The 23,419-nt window shown below is 45.7% G+C and carries 21 protein-coding genes; 7 read left to right on the plus strand and 14 right to left on the minus strand.

Annotated features, from left to right (window positions below; all coding sequences use genetic code 11):
* Positions 1-146 precede the first annotated feature (146 nt).
* The gene (locus tag OQJ86_RS10210; RefSeq protein ID WP_038885589.1) at positions 147-578 is read left to right on the plus strand and encodes a VF530 family DNA-binding protein; all 432 of its coding nucleotides are present in this window, start codon (positions 147-149) and stop codon (positions 576-578) included.
* Positions 579-731: 153 nt separating this feature from the next.
* Here the strand turns inward: OQJ86_RS10210 and OQJ86_RS10215 are convergent, their stop codons facing one another.
* Complete coding sequence (locus OQJ86_RS10215) at positions 732-1,646, minus strand: LysR family transcriptional regulator (protein WP_265987650.1); 915 nt, start codon at positions 1,644-1,646, stop codon at positions 732-734.
* Between the two features lie 148 nt (positions 1,647-1,794).
* On the opposite strand from OQJ86_RS10215, the gene OQJ86_RS10220 reads away from it, so the two are divergent.
* Positions 1,795-2,334, plus strand: a complete 540-nt coding sequence (locus OQJ86_RS10220; RefSeq protein WP_265987651.1) for an NADPH-dependent FMN reductase — start codon at positions 1,795-1,797, stop codon at positions 2,332-2,334.
* 63 nt (positions 2,335-2,397) lie between these two features.
* Complete coding sequence (locus OQJ86_RS10225; RefSeq protein ID WP_265987652.1) at positions 2,398-3,273, plus strand: glutathione S-transferase C-terminal domain-containing protein; 876 nt, start codon at positions 2,398-2,400, stop codon at positions 3,271-3,273.
* A gap of 53 nt (positions 3,274-3,326) precedes the next feature.
* Here OQJ86_RS10225 and OQJ86_RS10230 read toward each other — a convergent pair whose 3' ends face one another.
* The 3 genes from OQJ86_RS10230 to OQJ86_RS10240 form a co-directional block, all read right to left on the minus strand.
* Positions 3,327-5,063 (minus strand): ABC-F family ATP-binding cassette domain-containing protein, encoded by a 1,737-nt coding sequence (locus tag OQJ86_RS10230; protein WP_265987653.1) that lies wholly within the window; start codon positions 5,061-5,063, stop codon positions 3,327-3,329.
* Between the two features lie 340 nt (positions 5,064-5,403).
* Positions 5,404-5,835, minus strand: a complete 432-nt coding sequence (locus tag OQJ86_RS10235; protein WP_038879557.1) for a DUF2000 domain-containing protein — start codon at positions 5,833-5,835, stop codon at positions 5,404-5,406.
* A 217-nt stretch (positions 5,836-6,052) separates the two neighbouring features.
* Complete coding sequence (locus tag OQJ86_RS10240; protein WP_009700909.1) at positions 6,053-6,868, minus strand: enoyl-CoA hydratase/isomerase family protein; 816 nt, start codon at positions 6,866-6,868, stop codon at positions 6,053-6,055.
* A gap of 189 nt (positions 6,869-7,057) precedes the next feature.
* Here OQJ86_RS10240 and OQJ86_RS10245 point away from each other — a divergent pair, with 189 nt between their 5' ends.
* Positions 7,058-8,008, plus strand: coding sequence for a LysR family transcriptional regulator (locus tag OQJ86_RS10245; RefSeq protein WP_265987655.1), 951 nt, complete (start codon positions 7,058-7,060; stop codon positions 8,006-8,008).
* Positions 8,009-8,100: 92 nt separating this feature from the next.
* On the opposite strand, the gene OQJ86_RS10250 is transcribed toward OQJ86_RS10245, so the two are convergent.
* Entirely contained in the window at positions 8,101-8,646 is a 546-nt protein-coding gene (locus tag OQJ86_RS10250; RefSeq protein WP_265987656.1) for a TetR/AcrR family transcriptional regulator, read from the minus strand.
* Positions 8,647-8,792: 146 nt separating this feature from the next.
* On the opposite strand from OQJ86_RS10250, the gene OQJ86_RS10255 reads away from it, so the two are divergent.
* Together OQJ86_RS10255 and OQJ86_RS10260 are read left to right on the plus strand one after the other, a co-directional pair.
* On the plus strand, positions 8,793-9,386 hold the full coding sequence (locus tag OQJ86_RS10255) for a hypothetical protein (protein WP_265987657.1): 594 nt from the start codon (positions 8,793-8,795) through the stop codon (positions 9,384-9,386).
* 11 nt (positions 9,387-9,397) lie between these two features.
* Positions 9,398-10,267, plus strand: a complete 870-nt coding sequence (locus OQJ86_RS10260; RefSeq protein WP_265987658.1) for an SDR family oxidoreductase — start codon at positions 9,398-9,400, stop codon at positions 10,265-10,267.
* A 71-nt stretch (positions 10,268-10,338) separates the two neighbouring features.
* Here the strand turns inward: OQJ86_RS10260 and OQJ86_RS10265 are convergent, their stop codons facing one another.
* The gene (locus tag OQJ86_RS10265) at positions 10,339-10,689 is read right to left on the minus strand and encodes a rhodanese-like domain-containing protein (RefSeq protein WP_265987659.1); all 351 of its coding nucleotides are present in this window, start codon (positions 10,687-10,689) and stop codon (positions 10,339-10,341) included.
* 181 nt (positions 10,690-10,870) lie between these two features.
* On the opposite strand from OQJ86_RS10265, the gene OQJ86_RS10270 reads away from it, so the two are divergent.
* A complete protein-coding gene (locus tag OQJ86_RS10270) occupies positions 10,871-11,236 on the plus strand; it encodes a VOC family protein (protein WP_265987660.1) in 366 nt (121 codons plus the stop codon).
* Positions 11,237-11,289: 53 nt separating this feature from the next.
* Here OQJ86_RS10270 and OQJ86_RS10275 read toward each other — a convergent pair whose 3' ends face one another.
* The 8 genes from OQJ86_RS10275 to OQJ86_RS10310 all read right to left on the minus strand — a co-directional run bounded on the left by OQJ86_RS10275 (position 11,290) and on the right by OQJ86_RS10310 (position 23,416).
* The gene (locus OQJ86_RS10275; RefSeq protein WP_050567178.1) at positions 11,290-11,793 is read right to left on the minus strand and encodes an ankyrin repeat domain-containing protein; all 504 of its coding nucleotides are present in this window, start codon (positions 11,791-11,793) and stop codon (positions 11,290-11,292) included.
* A 108-nt stretch (positions 11,794-11,901) separates the two neighbouring features.
* Complete coding sequence (locus tag OQJ86_RS10280; protein WP_265987661.1) at positions 11,902-12,081, minus strand: hypothetical protein; 180 nt, start codon at positions 12,079-12,081, stop codon at positions 11,902-11,904.
* Between the two features lie 129 nt (positions 12,082-12,210).
* Positions 12,211-12,579 (minus strand): hypothetical protein, encoded by a 369-nt coding sequence (locus OQJ86_RS10285; RefSeq protein WP_265987662.1) that lies wholly within the window; start codon positions 12,577-12,579, stop codon positions 12,211-12,213.
* 259 nt (positions 12,580-12,838) lie between these two features.
* Positions 12,839-14,086: a hypothetical protein gene (locus tag OQJ86_RS10290; RefSeq protein WP_265987663.1), complete on the minus strand. Its 1,248-nt coding sequence runs from the start codon at positions 14,084-14,086 to the stop codon at positions 12,839-12,841.
* Positions 14,079-15,248: a hypothetical protein gene (locus tag OQJ86_RS10295; RefSeq protein ID WP_061007612.1), complete on the minus strand. Its 1,170-nt coding sequence runs from the start codon at positions 15,246-15,248 to the stop codon at positions 14,079-14,081. Before OQJ86_RS10295 ends, OQJ86_RS10290 begins: the two co-directional genes overlap by 8 nt.
* A gap of 363 nt (positions 15,249-15,611) precedes the next feature.
* Complete coding sequence (locus OQJ86_RS10300; RefSeq protein ID WP_265987664.1) at positions 15,612-18,092, minus strand: GH92 family glycosyl hydrolase; 2,481 nt, start codon at positions 18,090-18,092, stop codon at positions 15,612-15,614.
* Positions 18,093-18,181: 89 nt separating this feature from the next.
* Positions 18,182-20,638, minus strand: coding sequence for a GH92 family glycosyl hydrolase (locus tag OQJ86_RS10305; RefSeq protein WP_265987665.1), 2,457 nt, complete (start codon positions 20,636-20,638; stop codon positions 18,182-18,184).
* Between the two features lie 72 nt (positions 20,639-20,710).
* Positions 20,711-23,416: a GH92 family glycosyl hydrolase gene (locus OQJ86_RS10310; RefSeq protein ID WP_140281993.1), complete on the minus strand. Its 2,706-nt coding sequence runs from the start codon at positions 23,414-23,416 to the stop codon at positions 20,711-20,713.
* Between the last annotated feature and the right edge of the window lie 3 nt (positions 23,417-23,419).

Here is a 23,419-nt window from a genome sequence, read left to right on the forward strand (position 1 = left end):
AATAATTGGATGTAAAGATCGTCTTTGAGACGAAGCAAACAACAGATTATTCGTAATAGTGATTTAATCTAAACCTAATAGAGGTAAGGTGGTGAGTACAACGCTCGCCACCCACAATTAAGGAGCCGTTCATGAGCCATGAATTTATGACCGACGAAGAACGTATTGAACTGCAGAAGAACAACCCTCTGCACGGTCTTAAATTAGAAGACATGTTGCAGCAGCTTGTTGACCATTACGGTTGGGAAATCCTCGACACAGCAATGCGTATGAACTGTTTCAACACTAAGCCAAGCATTGCGAGCAGTGTTAAATACCTGAAGAAAACAGAATGGGCTCGCGAGCGTGTAGAGAACTTTTACCTATACCGTTACAAGCGCATGCCAAAGGCATCTGAATACGAATACAATCTACCGCCACGTGCACGTACTTTCCGTCATGGATTAGAACCACGTGAACCAATGGAACTGACGGTTGAATCGATTCTAGCTTCACAAGCAAAAGCTGCGTCTGCGCACAAAGAGCGTTCGTCTAAACAGCGTGCAGATCGCGCTCGTTTTAACAATCGCCGTCGATAAACTTTCAGTCCTCTTGTTCTCATGTGCTTTGATGCTTCGTGAACAAGAAAGGTGATGAAAAGCCAAGCTATTCAGTTTGGCTTTTTTTGTTGACTTTTCTTTGGCTAAATCTGTTTATCAAGACCCTAGCTTGATAATCGAAGAGTACATCTGCTACGGATCTGACTGACGCTTGAATCGCGTTTGGAAGCTCTCCACCACATAATCAATAAAGGCTCGTAACTTTTGCGATTGCTCTTTGTGGTACGGGTAAACGATATACAGCGCGTGCTTTTCCATCTGCCACTCAGGAGTAATCTCAACCAATTCACCGGATGCTAACTGAGGCTCAACAAAGAAGTCTGGCAATAGCGCAACCCCATGCCCTGCGCATGCGGCTTGGGTGAGCGCCAAACCGCTGTTGACGGTGTAAACACTCGCAGGCAAATCAACTTCCAGTACCTCACTGCCATTTTGAAATATCCAGCGGCGAGAAGTTGAAGAGAGGCTATAGCTAAGTAAACGATGGTGTATAACGTCACTTGGTGATTGAAACGGCTGCGATTCTTTAAGGTATTGAGGGGAAGCGCAAAGTACACGACGAATATTCAATAGTTTACGCGAACGTAGGCTAGAGTTACCCAATTCGCCTCCGCCACGAATGGCAATGTCGACCCCTTGTTCAATCAAATCGATATGTTCGTCACTCATCACCACTTCGATGGAAAGCTCTGGATGCAGTTTCATGAACTCACAGATGATGGGATTCAGCTCAATCAACCCTAATGACATCGGCATGCTGATTTTTAGCGTGCCTTTTAATGTGTGGGAAGACTCAATCACTGAGCGGTCTGCATTATTGAGTGCATCGAGAACCTGACACACTTGTTGATAATAGAGCTGACCATTATCGGTAATGTGTAAATTGCGGGTAGTGCGGTTAATCAAAGGGCTTTTCAAATAGCTCTCTAATTCATTGATGTTCTTACTTATTGCGGCTTTTGAGAGATTTAAATCTTCTGCTGCCGCGACGAAGCTACCTAGCTCCACCACTCGACGAAATACGTTTAATGCTCTGATCTTATCCACGCATTAGTTTCCTCATATTTTATTGTTCACTGATGGTGAACTATATAGCCACTATTATAGTGTTTATTCACTCGTGGGAGTTAATTAATATCACCTCATTCACTGAGTGCCCGACATAAGTAGGGGCAAACGTAATTAGGATTCCACTATGAAAAAGATCGTCGCATTTACTGGTAGCAACAACAGCCAATCAATCCAAAGCCTTTTAGTTCAAGCGTTGGCAAACCAAGCTACACAAACAGAAGTAAACACCATTGACCTAAATGACTTTGAATTGCCAATGTACGGTTTGGACGTTGAAGGTCAGGGCATCCCAGAAAACGCACACAAACTGCGTGCAACGTTAAACGAATACGATGCGATCATCATTGCATCACCAGAGCACAACGGCTCAATGCCAGCATTCCTGAAAAATGCGATCGACTGGCTATCACGTGTTGCGCCTCAAGGTACGTCTTTCTTTGGCGACACTAAGAAACCAGTTCTGCTAGTGAGCACATCTCCAGGTGCAAACGGCGGCGCAACTAACATCAAAACCATGGCTGAGTTAATGCCTTGGTGGGGTAGCGATGTAAAAGGCACATACAGCCTAGGCGGCTTCTACGATAAGTTCCAAGATGGCAAATTTGATGCTGCGACCTCAGCGGAACTGAGTGAGCTAATGATGTCTTTCGAGAAGTCTCTGTAAGTTATCTATACTCGCATAAGTAGCAATTCATCAGGGTAGCCAATCAAGAAAGGTAGGTAAGGTATGGCGGTATTAGAACAAGGCGTTTGGTATCCAAACAAAGACGCAAGTGAGCTGACAGCAGAAGATCAATTCGCGTTACCAAGTCAGATCGAAGCGGGTCGCTATCACTTGTACATGTCGTTGGCTTGTCCTTTTGCCCATCGCCCTTACCTAGTGATCAAGTACCTTGGTTTGGATGAAGTTATTTCCGTCTCTTCCGTTGCTGCGAAACGTTACAGCAATGGTTGGGAGTTTGATGATGCACATCCTGATCCTCTATACCGCGCGGATAATCTAGCGGCGTTGTATGTGAAAGCGAAAAGCGATTACACCGGACGCGTAACAGTCCCCTTGCTGTGGGATAAGCAAAACCATGCGATTGTGGGCAATGATTCAGCAGCAATGGCAATGGACCTCGCTACGCGTTGGCTGCCTTTGGCAAAACATCCGGTGGAGTTGGTACCAGCCGCATTGCGTGAAGAGATCGAAAGCCTAAATCGATGGCTTCACAGCAATGTGAATGGCAAGGTGTATCAAGTCGGCTTTGCAACCTCGCAAGCGCAATATGACCAAGCGAGCGAAACCTTGTTCGATGCGCTAGAGCAATTGGAGCAGCGGTTGGAGCAGTCGCGCTACTTGCATGGCGAAGACGTTACCCTCTCAGACTTGTTCTTGCTGCCAACATTAGTCCGTTTTGAGGCAGTATATGAAGTGCACTTCAAAGCCAACAAAAAGCCTCTAAAGGCGTACCATAACTTGTATCGTTACATGCTGGATTTGGTTGCTGATGAGCGTATTCGCAGCACCATCGATATTGATTACATGAAGCTGCATTATTTCTTCTCGCACAAGCACATCAACCCAAATGGGATTGTGCCAGCGGGACCTGAGATTTAGTGGATCTAATTCGAAGCCAATAAGAAAGCCGGAGATTACCTCCGGCTTTGTCATTATAGTTGGGCCGTAATTTCCTCTATCTCTTGCTGCCACTGCTTTTGCATCGCTGGTTTTTGATGTTTGGGTTTTCGCCCTAAATCGGCTTCCAGTAAGCTTTCCAGTTCCAACAGTCTTTCTAGCATTTGCTCTTCGGATTGCTCATCAGACGCGATGTTTATTTCCATCGATACTACTTCATTGCAATGCTGCGATATGGCTGATTTCAGTGCAGTATCAGTTACGCGTTGATACACCTCTTCCGCGCTTAAATACTCCGTCAGTAAGCCATTTTCAATAAACCAGAATCGATTACAGCTTTGCTCTATCAGGCTTCGGTCGTGACTCACCAATAAGGCAGCACCTTCGAAGTTTTGCAAAGTTTCAATCAACTCTTCTTTGCCTTCCATATCCAAATGGTTGGTCGGTTCGTCTAAAAACAACATGTGATAACGAGCGAGGGTTAAGCCCACAAATAGCAGCCTTGCTCGTTCTCCACCACTTAGACTGACGACTTTCTGTTCGTGTCTTGCGTACTCGAATCCTGCACCAATAAGCGAACGTTTTGCCTGTTCACTGCTTATGCTGGCAAACGACTGCAACGCATCTGTGATGGATTGATGATCGTCGAGTTGCCTTAGAGATTGATCGTAGTAACCCAAGCGACAGCGATCGTGAAAAGTCACACTCTCATGTTGGTTGCCTAGGTCGGTTTGGATGACTTCATACTGACGATAAAGCAGGTTCAACAACGTCGATTTACCGCAACCATTACTGCCTAGAACGGCAATTCGGTCGCCACTTTTCACGCGCATTTCTGCCATATCAAACAAATGATAATCACTGTTTGGTGGCGTTACCGAGAAAGGCAAAACCTCTAGCAGTCGATTTGCTGGCATTGACTCACCTTGAAGTTGTAGCGCCCACGGTGTGCCTTCTGTCAGTTCGGTTTGCTCTTCTTCTAAACGTTCTTTGCGCGCAAACATCGTCTTGGCTTTTCGAGCAAGATCTTCGTTGTCGTAGACTTTGCCCCAAGTGGCTAGACGCTTGGCGCTTTTCTCGATTCGGTCGATCTCTTTCTGCTCGCTGGCATGGCGAAGTTGATCGGTTTCATCTTTCTCTTTCAATGCTTGTCTTGCTTGAGAACAAGGCAGAGAGAAATGATGCAGAGATCGATCTCGCATGACCCAAGTGGTGTTGGTGACGCGATCGAGTAAGGTTTGATCGTGAGATACCAACACGAATGAGCCCTTCCAGTTTAATAGAAATTGCTCTAACCAAAGGAGCGATGGCAAGTCCAAGTGGTTGCTTGGTTCATCCAGAAGCAGTAAGTCAGGTTGATGGATAATCGCACGTGCAAGCAGGAGTCGCATTTGCTGACCACCGCTGCAATTCTCAACCGGCATGTGTCGTTCTGTGGTTGAAAATCCGAGTTCATCCAATAAGAGTTCGGCGCGCCAAATCTCATCATCGGATAAGGATTCTGCTAACGCGTCCAATACGGAATGTGTACTTAAAGACTTAGGTAAATGCTGCTCAACATAACGCATCAAACATGAACTGGCTTTGGCAACCGTGCCTTGGCTTGGTTCAAATTGACCGCTAAGCAGTTTGAGTAGGAAGCTTTTACCACAGCCGTTATGACCGATAAGACCAATTTTGTCGCCACGATGAATCGTAAACGTTACATCTTTGAAGATTGGTGTTGCTGTGTGAGAAAGGGTTAGTGATTGTGCAGTTAAAAAAGTACTCATAGTGTTCTCAAGAATTTTGGGCGCAAGACGCCGTTGTCATAGCTGACAATAATTCTTCGAGCTTGAGGGAAAGTACTCGGGTGACGTGTTTTCGTCGAAAGGTAATTATTCGCTCAAGTCGAGATTATCGCAGCGCGAAATCTGAAACTCTTGAGCGGTCCTTCATGCCATAAAAACGTGGGTTGATTGAACACCACAAAGACATAAATTCCTCCTTAATTTCGTTGTAAGTGTTGCCACTTTTGGTTGATAGATGCGCTAGATTCTAACCCTAAAAGTGGCAATGTACAGATAGCTTGATGAAAAAATGATGAGAGGATCACCAATGTATCACGCGCTTTTAGCGATATAAGCTGAACTTCTTGGTCAATTCTCGAAGTGTTTCAGTCTCGCCGAACAAGCAAATACCCAAGTATTCTAACTCGGCTTCTGGTGTGTTTTTGGTGGTTTGCTGTTGTATTTCAGAGCCGCCTTCTACCATGGTGTGAGTAAAGTCGGAGAAGGGGATGCTTCTATCGAGTGCTTCTTGGCGAAGCTTTCTGATTTTATTGGAGTTGTCCGCTCTCAAGACGATAAACGGATAGTGGGAGATATTTGGATGAAGACTACCATCAAGGTCGTGATAGTCGGTGTAGACTGCGTCGCCATCAGAAAGTTGATTCGCAAGGCTTACGCTCAAATGTCCTAATACGTTAACGGCGCGTCCCACTTCGACTTTTTTACTGATTACGGCAACAAATCGTTTTTGGTTTTCGTCGGGAAGTTGATTCATGGAGGACCTCGTTTCTCTAATGATCTGGCTATTGTTTAACTGCCTCCATTGTATTTCCTCGCACGCGCAATTTTGTTTCTAACATTGCTTTCGAAAAGTTAAATTTGCAATAAACGACCGATGTAATCGTTTTTCATGCAATAAGATTCCTCAGAGTTTGCAAATAGACAAGGCACCAACGGATTGTCGGTGCCTTAGGTCGATGGCGAACCAAGCTCTATTGTTTGTTTAGCTCTGCCGCGGTATCCACAAAGATGCCTTGGATGTCTTTCGCTTCACGTTCTGTTTGACCACCGTGTTTTAGGAACGCGTCGATGATCGCTGCGGTTTTTTGCTCTTTTGCGCGCTCTAAGAAGTAACGCAACTCTAGCTCTGCACCTGCGTCTTCGTCTTTGATAGAGGTTGCGATGATCTCTTTGTACATTACGATGTCACGCACTTCTAGTTGGCTAATCACACCCAATGTTGCCGCTAAGAACCCATCCAGTTCTGCTTTAGGAACAAACTGAGTAATGATGTTTAACTGCTCTGCTTGTTGTGCTGTAAAGTCGTTACCAAGTAGCAGTGCTTGAAGCGCTTTGTTTTTACCCATGCGACGAGCGAACTGAACCGCGCCTTGACCACCCGTTGGGATATTGACGTGGATCTCTGGCTGAGCAAATGCTGCGTTTTCAGTGCCGTAAGCCAAGTCACACGCCATCACAAACTCGTTACCGCCGCCACGAGCCACGCCATCAACCACAGCAACCGATACTTGTTTCATCGCTTTGATGTTGGCAATCATATGGTTGAATTCAATTGATGCTGCCTGACCACCTTGTGTGCCGTTGATAACGTTCAAATCTAAATGCGCCAAGAAGAAAGACTCATGAAGCGATTTAAAGACCACTACTTTCGTATCGCGGTCATCTTTAAGTGATAGGACAAATTCGTTGATTTCATTAATCAAATCGATAGTCAGTACATTCACCGGTGGGTTGTTGATTTCAACAGTAGCGATGCCGTTTTGTTGTGTGATTGATAGAGTTTTCATAGCTGTTTCCTCAGCGTTAGTAAGATCAGCAGACCTCGGTAACGCGAATTTATTGGTTTGGTATTGAGGAGGTTTGTCTCTCTCCCGTTGTGTGCAGCTACTATAGATTTGTTATAAGATGAGAAAAATAAGCTAAATGGCATATAATTGGTGCCATAAAAGCAACAATGGTTTTTTAGGTAAGACGTTATGGATTTCTCTAGTCGTTTATTGCTGTTACTTGAAGTGATCGAGCTTGGCTCGTTCACCAAGGTATCAGAACAGAAGAATGTGGATCGTTCGGTGATCTCAAAACAGATCAGCCGTTTGGAAGATGAGTTGGGTGTTCGATTGCTCAACCGAACTACGCGCTCCTTATCATTGACGGCTGCTGGGAATGAAATGGTCAACCAAGCCAAATCCCTTCGGTCACTTCTCAGTGATACTCACCGTTTGGCGCAAAATTATCACGAAGAGCCTCGTGGTGTCTTGCGTATTACCAGCTCGACCATGTTCGGTCGTCAATACGTTCAAGATGCGATTTCGGTGTTTCAACAACAATACCCAGATGTGGAGTTTGAACTGCGCTTAGAGGACCGCATGGTTGATATGGTGCAAGAGGGCTTTGATATTGGCTTCCGAATTGGACGACCTAAAAATTCAAGCTTGATTACCCGTAAGATTGCGCGAAGCCGCCTGTTGATTGTTGCCGCCCCGGCGTTTTTAGATAAGTATGGTGACGTAAACAGTCTTGAGAATTTGGAATCACTACCCGCTACTATCTACGTAGCTCCTGGTCTGTTATTCGATAAATTCGGTTATCAAGATGAGCAAGGTAAACAACAATACTTTCAGCTTAATGTCGCTTATAAAGTGAATGATGTAGAAATGTTGGCAAGAAGCGCAGCAGGAGGAAATACGCTTGCTGTGGTGACCGCACAAATGGTTCAAGACGAAATCAAACAAGGCAAGCTAGTGCCGATCATGACGCATTTGAACATTGATGATTTCGGCACCTTTTATGCCGTGTATCCGCACCGAGATGCGCCGATCAAAACCAAGTTATTTATCGACACACTCAAATCCATTGTGGGAGAAGAGACGCCCATTTGGGAAAAGAACATCCCAAATTTCGACAAGATGTATGGGCGAGGGAAGTAGAGCTATTAAGCGACTAGACTTCACCATATTAATCTAAACAAAAGAGGCTCGACGGAGCCTCATTCACATTGCTTTTAAATGCGAGTTTGAATCTAAACTAAAATGCGCTCAACTTGCTCAATAACATACGAATCTTCTAGCGCTTTACCCAACATCAATTGATGGTTTAGTAGTCCTAGCATAAGGGTATAAAGCGATTCTTTGTGTTGCGCTGAAACGTAGTTTTCTAGCATCGTCATGTACTTTTGATTCGCTAGTAACATGCATGGATCGGTAGCTACGTTTTCTTGCCCAACCACATCAATGTAATCAGAGACAAGCTTCATTTCTTGGAAGAAACGCGGAGCCATTTGCCGGAAGATCAATACGAAGTTTTCGATTTGTTGCCCTGTACTCGCTTCACTTGAGTTTGGTCTATCTGCTAGCACTTCTGCATCAAAGTTGACGATGGCCTCTGTTGCGGCTTTGAACAGTTCATCCTTACTTTTGTAATAGTGATAAACCGCACTTTTGCTCATTCCTAACTGTTCGCACAGTTGTCTCATACCAATATTTTTGTAACCGAACTCAAGGAACACTTCGGTTGCTTTTAAGGCAATTTCTCTACGTCTGCTTTCATGATCGACGATCTTCGGCATGGTTTTCTTCTCAGCTTTTGTTACCGCAATGCCCCGCAGTATAACACAAGATCTTTTATTTAGACCGAGTGGACAAAAAAGATCTTTACTTAGCTCTCAAAGCGTACTAATTTAAAAAGACCAAGTGGTCTAAATAAGGTTTTAGTATGAAAATTGATTGGAGTGTTCCTCAAGCAAGAGTGGGTTTCTGGGGTGGAATTGATAAGCTGATTGGTCCGGGCGCAACGAAAGCTGAAAAGAATTTGCAGCTGTATGTCCCTTTCGCTGCTGGTTTTGTCATGGTGATTTATGCGTACTTTGCACAACTGGGTTGGACTGCAACTCAATATGTTATCGCGGGTTTGCTCACAGTGGATATTATTGGCGGCATTATTACCAATGCGACGTCTACGGCAAAGCGTTGGTTTCATCGTGAAGGACAAGGCTTTAAGCAGCACATGAGTTTTATTCTGACTCATTTCGTGCAGCTTTCTCTCTACAGTTGGGCGTTCTTGAATTTCGATATTATGTGGATTGTTGTGATCGGTGGTTACATGGTTCTGGCATGTAGCCTAGTCATGAAAACACCGTTGTATTTACAACGTCCTGTAGCGCTAACTCTGTATTCTCTGAGTGTGATTATTTCGATTTACTGGGCACAAGCACCACAGGGTTTGGAATGGTTTTTACCACTGTTCTACCTAAAGTTATTGGTGAGCCACGTATTGCGTGAAGAGCCATACCGACCAGAACAAGAATAGGAAGTCATGTTATGAAAACGCACCCTCGAATTTTGATTGCGGGCTCAACGGGGTACTTAGGCTCGAATATTGTTGAGTTACTCCTCTCTGAGCACATTGATTTTAAAGCCATTGCGAGAAACAAAACCAAGTTACTCTCAATGGGAGTGGAAGAGTCACAAGTGATAGAGGCGCAGGTGACTCATCCCGATGAGCTTAAAGGTGTTTGCGAGGGTGTCGATGTTGTTATCTCATGCTTGGGCATTACTCGCCAGCAAGACGGATTAGGTTATTTGGATGTCGACTGCCAAGCAAATTTGAACTTGCTTGAAGAAGCGGAGCGAGCAGGTGTCGGTAAATTTATCTATATCTCTGCGTTTAATGCTCAGAAATACCCTCAAGTTCGTCTGCTGGAGGCGAAAGAACGCTTCGCGAGTCGGCTTCTGAAATCAACAAAATTAGTCCCTTGTGTGATTCGCCCGAACGGTTTTTTTTCTGATATTACCGAGGTGTACAACATGGCGAAATCAGGTCGAGTATTTACTTTTGGTGATGGTGAAAAACTGCTTAATCCCATTCACGGAAAAGATTTGGCAAGGTTTTGTTTAGAAGCGATTGAACGAAATGACACAGAACTCAATGTCGGTGGTCCAGATGTTTTGTCTGTCAATGACATTGCTCGGATCGCGTTCAAATCTCAAAACAAAGTGGAGAAAAATACGCACCTACCAGACTTCCTGTGCACAGCAGGTTTATCGATTGTACGTCACTTGCCAGAGAAATGGGGCGGTCCTGCTGAGTTCTTTTTGACCATGTTAGGCGGTGACAATATCGCGCCGACTTATGGTGGTCATCGATTGGAAGACTACCTTAGCGAGCTGGCTTTAACCGATAACGAATAGATTGTGAAAAAACAAAAAGCACACGAGAGGTGTGCTTTCCGTTCAGTTGGCTAGGTAGGTGCTAAGTCGTGCTACTTTGTTTGTTGCATCTCAACCAAGCCGCCCGCGTTATGAAGGTTGGTAAACCCCTGTGATTGCAGGTACTGATACGCTTGCCCTGAGCGATTACCGCTGCGGCAGTAGAGCACGATCTGCGTGTCTTTATCGACATTAGCAAAGTGTTTATCCAACTCTGAAAGCGGAAAGTTAACCGCATTGTCTAAGTGACCATCGGCAAACTCTTGTGGCGTGCGTACATCGACAATCATTGCGCCTTGCTCAATCCATTGCCAACCTTGCTCTGCACGTTCAGAAGCCAATACCGATGGTGCGGTGAAAGCTAAGCTCAAACAAGTGAATACAATCGGAAGTAGTTTTTTCATTGAGTTCCTTTCCTCAAGGTCAATTGCCCTTAATCGTTCTGATGAAGATTATACGTGCGATTATTAAACTTCGATGTGCTCTTGGTCGAGTTGTGTTACAGAACTTTCCACCAAACATTGGTAGTTTTTTTCGAAATGACTAGAGTAGTTGAATACGTGCTACACAATGGAAACTTAGGAAATGGAAAGCCTCAATATTGTTGAAATTAAATCTTTTGTTCCAGCGAAAGATTACGAGCTATCAAAGCGTTTTTATCAGGCGTTAGGTTTTGAGATGCCCTCGGATTTTGGTGGTGTGGCGTACTTCTTCAAGGGCAGTTGCTCATTCTTGCTGCAAGATTTTTATGAGCCCAAACACTGCAATAATTTCATGATGCATTTGTTGGTGGAAGACGCTGCCAGCTGGCATGAACATGTTTCGAATGTCGATCTGGAGTCATTCGGAGCCAAGGTGACAGAACTGGTTGATCAACCTTGGAAGATGCGAGAATTCTGTTTGCACGATCCTAGTGGCGTGCTGTGGCGAATTGGTCAGAATATCGATTAATTTCAACTATATAAAAACAACAAAGGGAGCGAGCGGCTCCCTTTGTTTTTGCTCTAGTGCAATAGCGCGTACATAGCGCCGCGATTGGCGGTCGGGTTCTCGGTGTAAATCCAATCCAAAAACTCAGTGGCGTTCTTTCCTACCTTAGGGCAATAAAGATCTTTGTTTGCCCCTTGCTGCATTAGCCATTTAAACGCTTCGAAATCATCATGAATGATGGCGGAGTGCAGAGGTGGACTGTTACTTTCGTTCAGCCAATTTACGTCAAACCCATGTGCGATTAAGGTGTTTGCCATACGAAAGCGGCTATGACTGTCACCACTTAGAATCGACGAAATACCATATTGATACTCGACTAAGCTCAGTAAATCTTGCGAAACGCCAAACGTCTCAAAATAGAATAAGCAATCCTCGCTATCAAACACCGGAATATCATTTCCTAATGCGCACAGCATCATTCGTTCTTCGGTGAGGGAATGCTTCAAAAACAGTGCGAATGAAGTTGTGATAAACGATAGGGTAAAGATTGTGGTTCTAATTGTTGTATTGATGTCCATATCTACCTGTATTTAAAAAATAAAAAGCCGCAAGCGCACCTGACGCTTGTTGGCATTAGGTAAACTTGGAAACGGTTTAATTGTGGAAATAAGGTGTCATTACGCGGTTTACGCAGCTATGGTTTGGCGTTCTTCTTCTAGCAACCAGCCGTACCACCAACTCATGAACTCAAGGGTCACGATTGGGTAGGGGTTTTGGTCAAATGGGATGTTATTGATAAATGCCAGCTTGCCTTTGCCAACGACTTCGTCAACCAATTGAAGCCCGCCATCGTCATAGTCTTTCATGATAGTTCGTCCTTTTTATCATTCGGAAAACTATACATTACAGAGTTCTCTAACCTGCAATACGGCATTGTATAAAGAGCCAAAAATGAAAATGCTATTATCAATAAAAAATTATTTATAATCAGATGTTTATGATGGTTTACTTGTTGGTGAATGATGGTTTATGAAGTCAACTAAGTCAGTAACTTGGCTTGGTTCGATGAATCGAGATCCAATTTTGATTTCATGGTGGCACCGTGTGAAATTGTGCAAAAAGCGATAAATGCTTTGCCACTGCTGTATTCGAGCCAAGCTGAGGTGAGACGCGTAGCTAGGTTGTAGCCATTCGGTATAGCGTTGCCAGAAGCGTGAATTCCAATCTGGATGTGTGGGGAAAAGGGAGTGAATAGCGGAATCATCGAGCTCGCCTTTTTTGGTCAATAAACCCAAGCCGATTTGCCACTTGCCCAGTGCATTTTCAATATTCACTCGTCGCCACGTTTCATCCCACCAACTCATGTTTTGTTTACCGTTGTTGTTAGTGTCGTAAACGTTACGTGAGGCGACATGGCAGTAGTACAGATGTATGCTTCCACTGATTACCGTTGGTGTAAATGCGGTAATCGCAGCGCCGCGAATAAAGCTTTTGGCGGCTAGATGAGCACGTCAGAAATTAAAGCATACAGTGTTGGTTGAGGGGCTTATGGCACTTTTCTTACTGTGGTTCAACTTGTGAAAAATCCCCGAACATCGAGGATTTTAAAATAAAAGAATCAGTTTATGATGCAGCGGCCGCTTTTGTTAAGCTGTCAGAATAGAGCATGAACAAGTAGACAACCCATACTCCCACGCCGACTAATATTCCTATGTTAATTCTATTCAATAGCTTTTTCGCAGCTTTAGCCTTGTCTTGAATCTCAATGAAAACACCATCAAGTGAACTGCTACTGTTTTCCATATTGTTCTCGTTGGTCGTAGATTCGGCAATAATAGAAAGAGCTTTCTTCGCACTCGTTTCGCAATCATTAATAGCAACGATTTTGTGTCTTAGATTCAGAACCACAAGAAAAACAGCTAAAAGCATCGCAGCAACAATCAGTACCGCTGACATTGGATTCCAGCTACGAAGCAGGCTTGTTCCAAGAATAACTACAGGGATTGATAGAGCCTTCGCCTGATTATCGTGAATGATCGCATTTATTTTTTCAAAATACTCAATTTTAGCGGTCTCGATTTCTCGTGTGAACTTGTCAATGGAGTATTTGGAAGTGTAAAACTCATAGCCAATATCAAAGTTTTCAATGAAGTCAGTAGGCTTCATTATAATAGACAATAGGCCATTCTTGTCGCCAAGCTTAATTCTACCTTTGAGTGTTTTCAGTAAAGCAGATTTACAAACCAGTTTCTTCTCAACAGTGTAAGCATCGTCCTGCTTTTTAAAGCCTAGTTCCTTAGCTGGAAATTCTGTTAGCTCATCAAAGTTTAGCTTTGTGTCTTTAGAACTAATCACAAACTCATGTGATTTGATCTTCTTTTGTTCCTCAATTTCTTCGATAAGAAAAAAACAAACCTCATTATAGTTGGAGCTATAGATATAGTTCCTCGTTAGTGATTTGAACAAGTTCAGCCAGCTTTGCAAAGATTCAAATCTTCTCGCTATTTCGGCATGAGAGTCGCCTGGCGTAGCAAAGAAGAAATCTCTGTGTTTTGCTTTAAGCTCGCCTTTGATGGCGAGCTTAAAGTAATCATTGAACATTGCCTGATAGTTTTGATAAATATGATTAACACCATCAGTAGCCACTACTAGAGTAGTGATGTACTTATCGTCTTTATGTTTCTCCATATCTTCATCCATGATTAAGGACCGACCGTCACCTATATCTCTTAGGGCGTCGATCGTCCCTGCGATTCTATCATCACAGTTAGACAAAAATTGGAAAACCAAATAGCGACCATCTATTTCGGCTTTTTGGCCTGAAACCTGCAGAAGCTGGTTCAGATGTTTCAAAATAGTGCTGTTATTCATTCTCTAATATCGAGTTAATCTTCTGTATTTCTCTTGGATCTTCGATAGTTGTTGTAAATGTCACTTCACCGGTGTCAGAGTTAAACTTGAATTGAAAGTCATCTGGGTCGGTAAACTTACCTATCGATCTCTTTTCCAAAATTAGTTTCGCAAAGCCTACATCGAGGTTAACGTAAACCAATTCCTTTATTATATTGGTCTTTAGTTCAAACTCATCATTTATTTCGTATGGCCCCTCGTTTGCAAAGGTCTCGAACGTGCCGCGAAGTTCTGCATTTTCATCTGGAATGCATCCGTCAACGATTGCAGAGATTTGCGCTAACGTGACAACTTGCCCTTTATGGCCCTCTGAGAAGGTGTATACACTGCTGTTGATTTGGTCACGAATTTTTCTCGTACCAAATTCTTCTTTGTTTTCCTTCCAGAAATCAACCAATGCTTTCTCTACATTTGCACTGCTTGCTTTGTTTGTTATTAGTGCTTCCGCAAACAATGCCTCTTTGAAGTACTCGCGAACGTCGCCCCCGCCACTGATAAAAGTAAGGAAGTTATCGACTTCGTCTTCTTCCTGTCCTTCTTGTGTTTCTTGGGTATTGAATCGTATGAGGTCAACTTGACACCCTTGGACGAATTGTTTCAGATCAATGACATCTGTCTCAGCAATTTGGAAGTCTTCAGTGAACTTGAGTGCACCAGTATTTTTGACCATAAGAACAGAGAAATGTTCTTTGACAATCTCAAGTTCTTCATCAGGATTCTGCACTTCTTCTGTACCGTCTTCTTGTACGATAACTACTGGGTCTTGTCTAACTCTAAAATGAACAAAAACTATTACTGCGCCTTGTTCTAATCTGGAATTTTTCAGGTGTGGAGCTAACTTCTTTTCGGCGAACGTAGAATGAAAATCTTCAAATGTAAGATCTCCCTTTATATAGCTACCTAATAGAGAAGGGAATTCATGGTTGCTAGGATTACTTTTGAAAGTCGAGTATTCTTTTCCGCCCTGATCGATTTTGAGGTTTGATTTCTGAACAAACTTTTTAACGTTATCGGAACTTGTATCCCAAGCAGAGCCTGCCTCTAATGCCCAAACACGCTCCTCTGTGTTTGCGTCGACACTAGGGGTACCGTTGTAGGCGATAGCACTCACTACTTCAATCATTCGCTTTGACCTGTATTACAAAAAATATGATGTACGGCATTATAATGATTGAGGTCAATATGTAATGCTTTGCTATGAGCTTAATGCAATATTTGATGTGCGTGTAGAATCTTGAAGATTAAGCAAACATACTTATAAACTAATTTGAAACAAATGTTTTATTGTTTTTTGACGATAGAATCACAATTGCCTTTTTGCTTCTTTATTCGAGCCGAAGATGATGTTTATACCGAGGCGAACTCGTTGCTCTGCTTGGGTTTCAAAACTAAATAGCTAAATGTGTGCCCGGTAATTAAGATCTGTGGTTGAACAAAAGGCCAGCTCTCGCGAACTGACCTTTGAAGAGGGAAGAGTGATAGAGACTTATTGAGGTGCTTTCATCGCTTCAGATTGCTCGCCCGTCATCACGAAGTGCAACTCACCACCCGGCTTGAACTCGGAATGGTCGAAGAAGAAACCGTTATCCAAAGCTTTGCCATTGATGGTGACAGACTTGATGTACATGTTGTCATCGGCGTTGTTCTCTGTAGTGATGGTGAACGTGCCACCTTTCACCGGAATCACCGCTTTGTCGAATAGCGGACGACCCACAGTGTAAATAGGTTCTGCCGCGTTCACTTGGTAGAAGCCTAATGCAGACATCACATACCAAGCGGACATTGCGCCTACGTCTTCGTTACCAATGACGCCTTCTGGCGCTGCAAAGTACATGTCATCAAGAATGTGGTCGACGACTTGTTGTGTCTTCCATGGTTGTGCGGTCCAGTTGAATAGGTAAGGAATGTGGTGCGAAGGTTCGTTACCAAACGCAACTTGACCAATCAAACCAGACATATCCGGTGTTTCTGTACCTTGGCTTTCTGCGGTGAAGGTTGCTTCTAGGTTCTTCTGGAACTCAGCATCGCCACCCATGATGGTTTTTAAGCCCGCGATGTCATGCGGTACAAACCAAGTCCATTGCCACGCGTTACCTTCGGTGTAGTTGCCCGTTTCGTGTTCTGTGCCGTATGGGTCGAATGGCGTCATGAAGGTTTCATCAATCATCACTGGGCGCATAAAGCCCGTCACGCCATGCTCTGCGTATTCCGTCGGGTTGTAATCGAAGTACTTTTTGTAGCCTTTTGAGCGTTCAAGGTATTGCTCTTCCACTTGAGTATCACCGGCTGCTTTGGCGATTTGCGCGATAGCCCAATCGTAGAACGCGTTTTCTAGACCGTAAGAAACAGACTCAACCGTGTAGTCTTCAAATACTGGCTCACCATCGACACGTTGGATAGCTGGCGTGAAGCCGTTTTTCTCAATGTAGTCGATGTGCTTGGTTAAAGTACGATCCAATACGCCCTGATCCCAATCCGCTTGCAATGCTGGGTAGTTCTCGTAAGTCGAAGAGTCGATCGCGGCTTTCAGCGCCAGCTCTTTCTCTTGCTGAGTAAACTCTTCTGGGAATTTGGTCATCGCATCTGCAATCACTGCTACCGCTGGGTAGCCGACCATGGTGCCTGTTTCGTCGCCTAAGTGCTCCCACTTCGGTAGCAAGCCGCTTTCAGTGTACTTCTGAACTAGATTCTTCGCGTATTGCACCGCGCGGGTTGGCTCTGTGATGGTTTTTAGTGGGTGTAATGCGCGTTGGGTATCCCATAGAGAGTAAACCGAGAAGTTTGGCTGCTCTTCCGTTGCTTGACCATAAGCGATGGAGTATTCCCCTTCACCTTCACGAATCGAGCCTTTGCCCATGCCACGGAATCGACCATCTACATCTTGATGCACCATAGGCGCAATCTTGGTGTGGTAAAGCGCAGTGTAGAAGATCTCTTTCTGATCTTCTGTGCCCCCTTCAATTGAGAAGTTGAGTGCTTTTGCCCATTTATCACGTGCGTTGTTGCGCGCAGTATCGAAAGAGACATTCGCCTCAGCATCGTAGTTGTTTTCTGCGCCTTGTGGGTCAACCGCAGACAACGCCACTTGCGCATTCAACTCTTGTGAGCCTTCATCTTCAAATTCGATGTAGGCAGTGACGTCCGCTTTGACACGCTTAATAGGATTACCTTGGTCATCGTAAATCAATTCAGAAACGTGCTCTGCCGTTAGGCCGTCAACAGGTTCGCCGTTGGCAAGGATGTAGACGTCTTTGATCTTCTTATCGAAAGTCGCATAGAAGAAGATTTTTTGGTTTTTCGCCCAACCAGAGAAGTGCGCTGCATCGCGCTCGCCCGTGATGGTATGACCGTCTTCGCTCACCGTCAGTTTGTTACGCAGAGAGGTCGAACCCCAGTCACTGTTAAGGATGGAGTTGAGGTCAATCTTCAAACGTTGTGGTTGACCTTGTGGGTAGGTGTAGCGGTGGAAGCCGACACGTTCAGAAGTCGTAAGCTCAGCTTTGATACCGTTCTCAGCAATCTTCACAGAGTAGTAACCCGCTTCTGCCACTTCTGAGGTTTTGTCCATCTTGACCGAAATCGCTTCGCGGTAGTCGTCGCTGTCTTCGATGTATTTAGCTTTATCTTCGGTAAACGGCAGGAACAGAATGTCACCTAAGCCGCCCATACCCGTGCCAGATAGGTGAGTGTGGGAGAAGCCAAACAGGGTCTTTTTATCAAAATGGTAACCTGATGAAGAGTGCCAGCCGATCAGCTCGGTATCTGGAGAAAGTTGCACCATGCCTTCTGGCACAACAGGACCCGGGAAGGTGTGTCCGTTAAAGCCGGTACCAATGAATGGGTCGACGTATTTTAGGTTGGAAGTATCGACGCTTGGTGAGGTGTTATCGTCGTCATCGTTGCAGCCAGCCAAACCAATAACACTTGCAATCACTGCGGTGGCGATAGCGGTTTTCGTAAAGTTCATAATCTTGATTCCTTAGGCAGGAAGCGCATCACTTCCTGCCACTGAGTTAATCTATCTGCTTATTCTTTAAACACGAATTACATAAAACGTTACTGAGCTTGAAGCGCTTCTTGCTTGTCACCCGTCATGACGAAGTGAAGCTCGCCGCCCGCTTTGATTTCGCTGTGCTTGAAGGTGAAGTTGGCATCCAGCGGTTTGCCGTTGATGGTTACGGACTTCACGTACTTGTTGTGTGGGCTGTTGTTGTCTGCGATGACTGTGAACTCGCCGCCTTCCACTGGAATGGTGATTTCATCAAACATAGGGCGACCGATGGTGTAGACTGGATCCGCAGGCGTCACTTGGTAGAAGCCCATTGCCGACATCAAGTACCAAGAGCTCATCTGACCTACGTCTTCGTTACCAATCAAACCAGTTGGCTCGCTGGTGTACATCTCTGACATGATGCGGTCTAGGTACTCTTGCGCTTTCCATGGCTCATCCGTTAGCGCATATAGGTAAGGAATGTGGTGCGATGGCTCGTTACCGTGCATGTACTGACCGATGTAACCCGTTAGGTCTGGCAGTTCTTCACCAGTGTTGGAAGAACGCGCATTGAATAGCTCGTCCAAGTCTTCACGGAAGGCTTTCTCTGGCGTAGTGTCTTTGCCTTGCGCCAAGTCTGCTTGGTAGATTTCTTGTTTCAGACGGTTGAAATCGTGCATTGGTTGGAACTTCCATTGCCACGCGTTCCCTTCGGTGTAGGCAAACTCGTCCACGTAGTAAGGGTCGAATGGTAGCAGTGGGCATTTCTCTTTCATCACACCTGAGCCTTCTGGCCACTCAACCATTTCACACTCATCCAAACGCTCTTCATCAATCGGCTGGTTGAACTCCAAAGGCGGTTTGTTTGGTGATGAGCTTAGCGGGTGGTTTTTCGGACGTAAGAAGCCTGTCTCTGCATCCCAATGGTTAAGCCAGTTGTCGGCACGAGTCATAAACTCTTCTTGAAGTTTTACATCACCAGCCATGCGCGCGATTTCTGCCATTGCCCAGTCGCCATAAGCAAACTCAAGCGTGTATGACGCACTGTTCCAGTAGCCGTGATGAACAAAGCCGTTTTCTTCGTACACCTTCACTTGCACAACGTTTGCTGCGCCGATGTTGTTGTCTTCCGTCCAATCTGGGAATTCAGATGCCTCGTGGTAACGCACCGTAAACTCAGCCGCTTCTTTGGCAAGTTGTGGGTCGATGTCTAAGCCTTTCGCCATCGCGTCAGCAATGATAGAAACCGCAGGGAAGCCGATCATAGTGCCCGTGTAATGGCTGTGCAGTTCCCATTTTGGCAAGATGCCACCGTCTTCGTATTTACGAATCAGGTCGTTAGCAAACTCTTCGGCACGTTCTGGGTCGATGATGGTTTTCAGTGGATGCGCTGCACGGAAGGTATCCCACATGGAGTACACAGAGTAGTTTGGTGTGTCGCCCGCGTCTTTTTGAATACGAGTACGCATCGCTGGGTATTGACCGTCGACATCTTGGAAAATCATTGGTGCGATAGAAGCGTGGTAAAGCGCGGTGTAGAAGATCTCTTTCTGATCTTCCGTGCCGCCAGATACCATCATGCGGCTAAGCTCTTGGTGCCATGCGTCGTTTGCTTGAGCGCGCGCAGTATCAAATGACACGTCTTTCGCTTCTGCTTCTAGGTTCTTCTCTGCACCTTCCGTGCCTGTTGGTGACAAGCCTACTTGGATTTCTAACGGTGTTGATGATGGTGCGAATTCTAGGTAAGCGATGGTTTTCACTGCGTCGATGTTGTCGTTGTTTACATCGATTTCCGTTTCTGCGCCGTCAACCAAAGCAATGGCTTTGACGATAGGTTGGTTGAAGGTGGCGTAGAAGTACACGTGTTGGTTGTTCGCCCAACCGTTCGAGCTACGTAAACCGCGAATGGTGTAAGCGTCGATGAACTCCAAATCACCCTTCATGGTGCGGTTGTTGAAGTGACCTTTATTGAGAGTGTGGTCTAAATCGACCTTGATGTGTGGCGTAGTGCCTTCTTTGAAGGTGTAGCGGTGGAAGCCAACACGTTGCGTGGTAGTTAGCTCAGCTTTGATCTCGCCTTTGTTCAGTTCAACCGCGTAGTAGCCCGCTTCTGCGGTTTCGTTGTCTTTATCGAAGGTGTTGAAAACGGCGTTTTCTTTCTTGGTGAAAGGCAAAACTAAGATGTCACCAAGGTCGGTAATGCCTGTGCCTGAAAGGTGAGTGTGGGAGAAGCCATACACTGGGATTTCAGTCAGCTTGCCGTGGTCGAAGTAACCGGCGGCAGAGCCCCAGCCTTCCATTTCGGTATCAGGAGAAAGTTGTACCAAACCGTAAGGCACAACCGCCCCAGGGAAGGTGTGACCATCTGCGCCTGTACCAATCAACGGGTTGACGTATTGGGTTAGCGTCGTGTCAAGGGATGGAGCACCAGATTTGCTGTTGTCGTCATCACTGTTACAACCAGCAAGACCAAACATGGCAGCGAGTATAGCGGTAGAGATAAGGGTTCTTTTTAGTTTCATTTTTATGGTTCCACTGAAGTGAAGTTTTTTAGGGGGCTAGGTGCCCCCTTTCGTTATTTGGATGGGTATCGGTTACTGCGCTTTCATCGCTTCAGATTTGTCTGAAGTCATAACGAAATGCAGTTCACCACCGTCTTTCAAATCGCTGTGCGCGAAGCTGAAGTTGTCACTCAATTGTTTGCCGTTGATGGTCACCGACTTAACGTAGATGCTCTCTTGGCTGTTGTTTTCTGAGGTGATGGTGAATTTACCGTCTGCGACTGGAATCACGGCTCTGTCGAACAGAGGACGGCCAATGGTGTAACTTGCTTCGCCCGGTGTGACTTGGTAGAAGCCCAATGCAGACATCACATACCAAGCCGACATCTGACCGACGTCTTCGTTACCAATCAGACCTTCATGCGTTGGGTGGTAGAACTCGTTCATCGCTTGGTCGACGATTTCTTGTGTCTTCCAAGGCTCTGCCGTCCAGTTGTAGAGGTAAGGCACGTGATGATCTGGCTCGTTACCCATCACGAACTGACCGATGTAGCCAGACATGTCGTGTGATTGGCTCGTATCGGCGTTGGAGTCCGCATTAAACAGCGCATTCAAGTTAGCGAGGAATGCCGCTTTGCCTTGTTCGGTTACATCTTCTGGAAGAGAGAAGTCGGTGCGGTCGATGTGCTCGCCACCCATCACGTTAGCCAGACCATTCAAGTTGTGTGGTGCAAACCATGTCCATTGCCATGTGTTGCCTTCGGTAAAATCTTCACCTCGGTGCTCGGCGCGGTAAGGCCAGAACACGTCACTTTCGTTGAGTGCTTTGCGGTCTTTACACGCGTTGTAGTCCATACCGTCTGGGATAGACAGCGCCATGTTCTCGTCCAAACATTCGGCTTTGAGGTTGTTTGCCCAAACCTTGCTGCCGCTGTTCATGTAAGCCGGACGCATAAAGCCCGTCGCACCCAATGCATTGCCTTTGGTGTCTTGCAGTTTGCCGTATTGCTCTGGGTTGTAGTCGAAGTAGTTCTTGAACGATTCTGAGCGTGCCATGTAGCGGTCGTACTGTTGGTCGTTGCCCGCAAGTTTAGCGATCTGAGCGATACACCAGTCGTAGTAAGCATTCTCAAGACCGTAAGACACCGACTCGTTCACAAGCTCGTCGTATTTATCGACTTTTAAGCCTTCAACATAACCCGGTTTGTCGCCAGAGTCCGGCGCCCATTTGGTATTGGCTGGAATAAAGCCGACGTCTTCTTGGTAGTCGTTATGACGTGTCATGACCGTGAAGCGTTTGTCACCGTTCCAAGCATCTTGGTAAGGCACCCAGCTTTCGGTTTTATCAAGGTTGAAGTTGACTGTTTCGTCAGCCGCTTTCAGCGCCAAATCAAACTCAGCAGCAGTAAAGGCTTCTGGGTGTTTGACCATGATATCGGCAATAACCGAGACCGCAGGGTGACCGACCATTTCACCGGTGTAATCCGAGTGTAGTTCCCATTTTGGTAACACGCCGCCCGTTTGGTATTTGTTCAATAGATCGCGTGCGTGTTCAATCGCGCGGTCTTTATCGATGATGGTTTTCAATGGGTGTGCAGCGCGGAAGGTATCCCACATTGAGTACACTGAATAGTTCACTAAGCCATCTTCTGCTTGGTGCACTTTGCCATCCATGCCACGGTATTTGCCATCCACATCTTGGTATAGGAATGGAGCAACGAACGTACGGTAGAGCGAGGTGTAGAACATGGTTTTGTCGGCTTTGTTGCCGCCTTCTAGTTCAAACTCGCCAAGGATGTTTTCCCAAGCCACGCGGTTTTGTTGTACGACGTTGTCGAAGTCCCAGCCGTTAGTGTCTGCTTCTAGGTTTTTCAGTGCGCCGTCAACGCCAGTGCCAGAAATCGCTACTTTGACCACCAATGGCTCATCGCTCTTGCCAAAGTTCAAATGCGTCAGGACATCGTTTGCGCGTTTTGCCAAACGTTCTGGGTCAGGTTCTGGTTCGCCCGGCATTGGTTTGTGCTCTGCGTAACCGCGGTAATCTTCTAAGCCGACTTCGGTAGCGTCAGTTGGAGTCAGTTTGCTCTCAGAAGCCAACTTGGTGTACAGGTTTTCTTCGATGATTGGATCAGAGAATTCTGCCGCGAAGAACACGGTTTGCCATTGACCCCATTCGTTTGAGGTACGCGCGCCTACGACGGTAGTGTCGTTAACGCGTTTGTAGTAGATGCTGCGAGAGTGGTTGCCGTATTGCTCCAACAGTTCGTGTTGCAGGTCGATACGCACTTTACGATCTTCACCCGGCTTGAAAGTGTAACGTTGGAACGCCACGCGGTCGGTTGCAGAAAGCTCAGCTTTTACGCCGGTTTCTACAAGGTCAACCGAGTAGTAACCAACCTCTGCCACTTCCGAGCTTTTATCCATGGTCACGGCGTCGGTATTAAAGCCTGTGTATGGCAAGAAGGCGAAGTCATTTAGGTCGCCTTTACCTGCGCCAGAAATGTGGGTCATTGAGAAGCCAGAAAGCAGGCTGTGCACAGGATCGTATTCGACAGGTGAGCCTTTGCCATTCCAACCGTTTGGATCGAAGTTATCTGGTGATGGCTGAATCATACCTTCTGGCATAACCGGAGACGGGTTAACGTTACCAAGACCTTTAGTGCCGATCAAGGTATCAACGAACTCCAAAGTAGGGGTAGAGATAACTGGAGTTTCTGGATCAGAGTCGCTGCCACAACCAGCAAGACCAAGCATGGCGGTTAACACTGCGGTAGAGAGTAGGGTTCTTTTTAGTTTCATTGT

The sequence above is a fragment of the Vibrio sp. Sgm 5 genome (genome assembly GCF_026241575.1).
Lineage (GTDB): Bacteria > Pseudomonadota > Gammaproteobacteria > Enterobacterales > Vibrionaceae > Vibrio > Vibrio jasicida.

Coding starts and splice junctions, on each gene's coding strand:
- OQJ86_RS10220 (WP_265987651.1), top strand. CDS start 1,795: ATGAAAAAGATCGTCGCATTTACTGGTAGCAACAACAGCCAATCAATC.
- OQJ86_RS10225 (WP_265987652.1), top strand. CDS start 2,398: ATGGCGGTATTAGAACAAGGCGTTTGGTATCCAAACAAAGACGCAAGT.
- OQJ86_RS10300 (WP_265987664.1), bottom strand. CDS start 18,092: ATGAACTTTACGAAAACCGCTATCGCCACCGCAGTGATTGCAAGTGTT.
- OQJ86_RS10240 (WP_009700909.1), bottom strand. CDS start 6,868: ATGAAAACTCTATCAATCACACAACAAAACGGCATCGCTACTGTTGAA.
- OQJ86_RS10250 (WP_265987656.1), bottom strand. CDS start 8,646: ATGCCGAAGATCGTCGATCATGAAAGCAGACGTAGAGAAATTGCCTTA.
- OQJ86_RS10290 (WP_265987663.1), bottom strand. CDS start 14,086: ATGAATAACAGCACTATTTTGAAACATCTGAACCAGCTTCTGCAGGTT.
- OQJ86_RS10275 (WP_050567178.1), bottom strand. CDS start 11,793: ATGGACATCAATACAACAATTAGAACCACAATCTTTACCCTATCGTTT.
- OQJ86_RS10305 (WP_265987665.1), bottom strand. CDS start 20,638: ATGAAACTAAAAAGAACCCTTATCTCTACCGCTATACTCGCTGCCATG.
- OQJ86_RS10235 (WP_038879557.1), bottom strand. CDS start 5,835: ATGAATCAACTTCCCGACGAAAACCAAAAACGATTTGTTGCCGTAATC.
- OQJ86_RS10260 (WP_265987658.1), top strand. CDS start 9,398: ATGAAAACGCACCCTCGAATTTTGATTGCGGGCTCAACGGGGTACTTA.
- OQJ86_RS10310 (WP_140281993.1), bottom strand. CDS start 23,416: ATGAAACTAAAAAGAACCCTACTCTCTACCGCAGTGTTAACCGCCATG.
- OQJ86_RS10230 (WP_265987653.1), bottom strand. CDS start 5,063: ATGAGTACTTTTTTAACTGCACAATCACTAACCCTTTCTCACACAGCA.
- OQJ86_RS10245 (WP_265987655.1), top strand. CDS start 7,058: ATGGATTTCTCTAGTCGTTTATTGCTGTTACTTGAAGTGATCGAGCTT.
- OQJ86_RS10255 (WP_265987657.1), top strand. CDS start 8,793: ATGAAAATTGATTGGAGTGTTCCTCAAGCAAGAGTGGGTTTCTGGGGT.
- OQJ86_RS10295 (WP_061007612.1), bottom strand. CDS start 15,248: ATGATTGAAGTAGTGAGTGCTATCGCCTACAACGGTACCCCTAGTGTC.
- OQJ86_RS10265 (WP_265987659.1), bottom strand. CDS start 10,689: ATGAAAAAACTACTTCCGATTGTATTCACTTGTTTGAGCTTAGCTTTC.
- OQJ86_RS10270 (WP_265987660.1), top strand. CDS start 10,871: ATGGAAAGCCTCAATATTGTTGAAATTAAATCTTTTGTTCCAGCGAAA.
- OQJ86_RS10210 (WP_038885589.1), top strand. CDS start 147: ATGACCGACGAAGAACGTATTGAACTGCAGAAGAACAACCCTCTGCAC.
- OQJ86_RS10285 (WP_265987662.1), bottom strand. CDS start 12,579: ATGAGTTGGTGGGATGAAACGTGGCGACGAGTGAATATTGAAAATGCA.
- OQJ86_RS10280 (WP_265987661.1), bottom strand. CDS start 12,081: ATGAAAGACTATGACGATGGCGGGCTTCAATTGGTTGACGAAGTCGTT.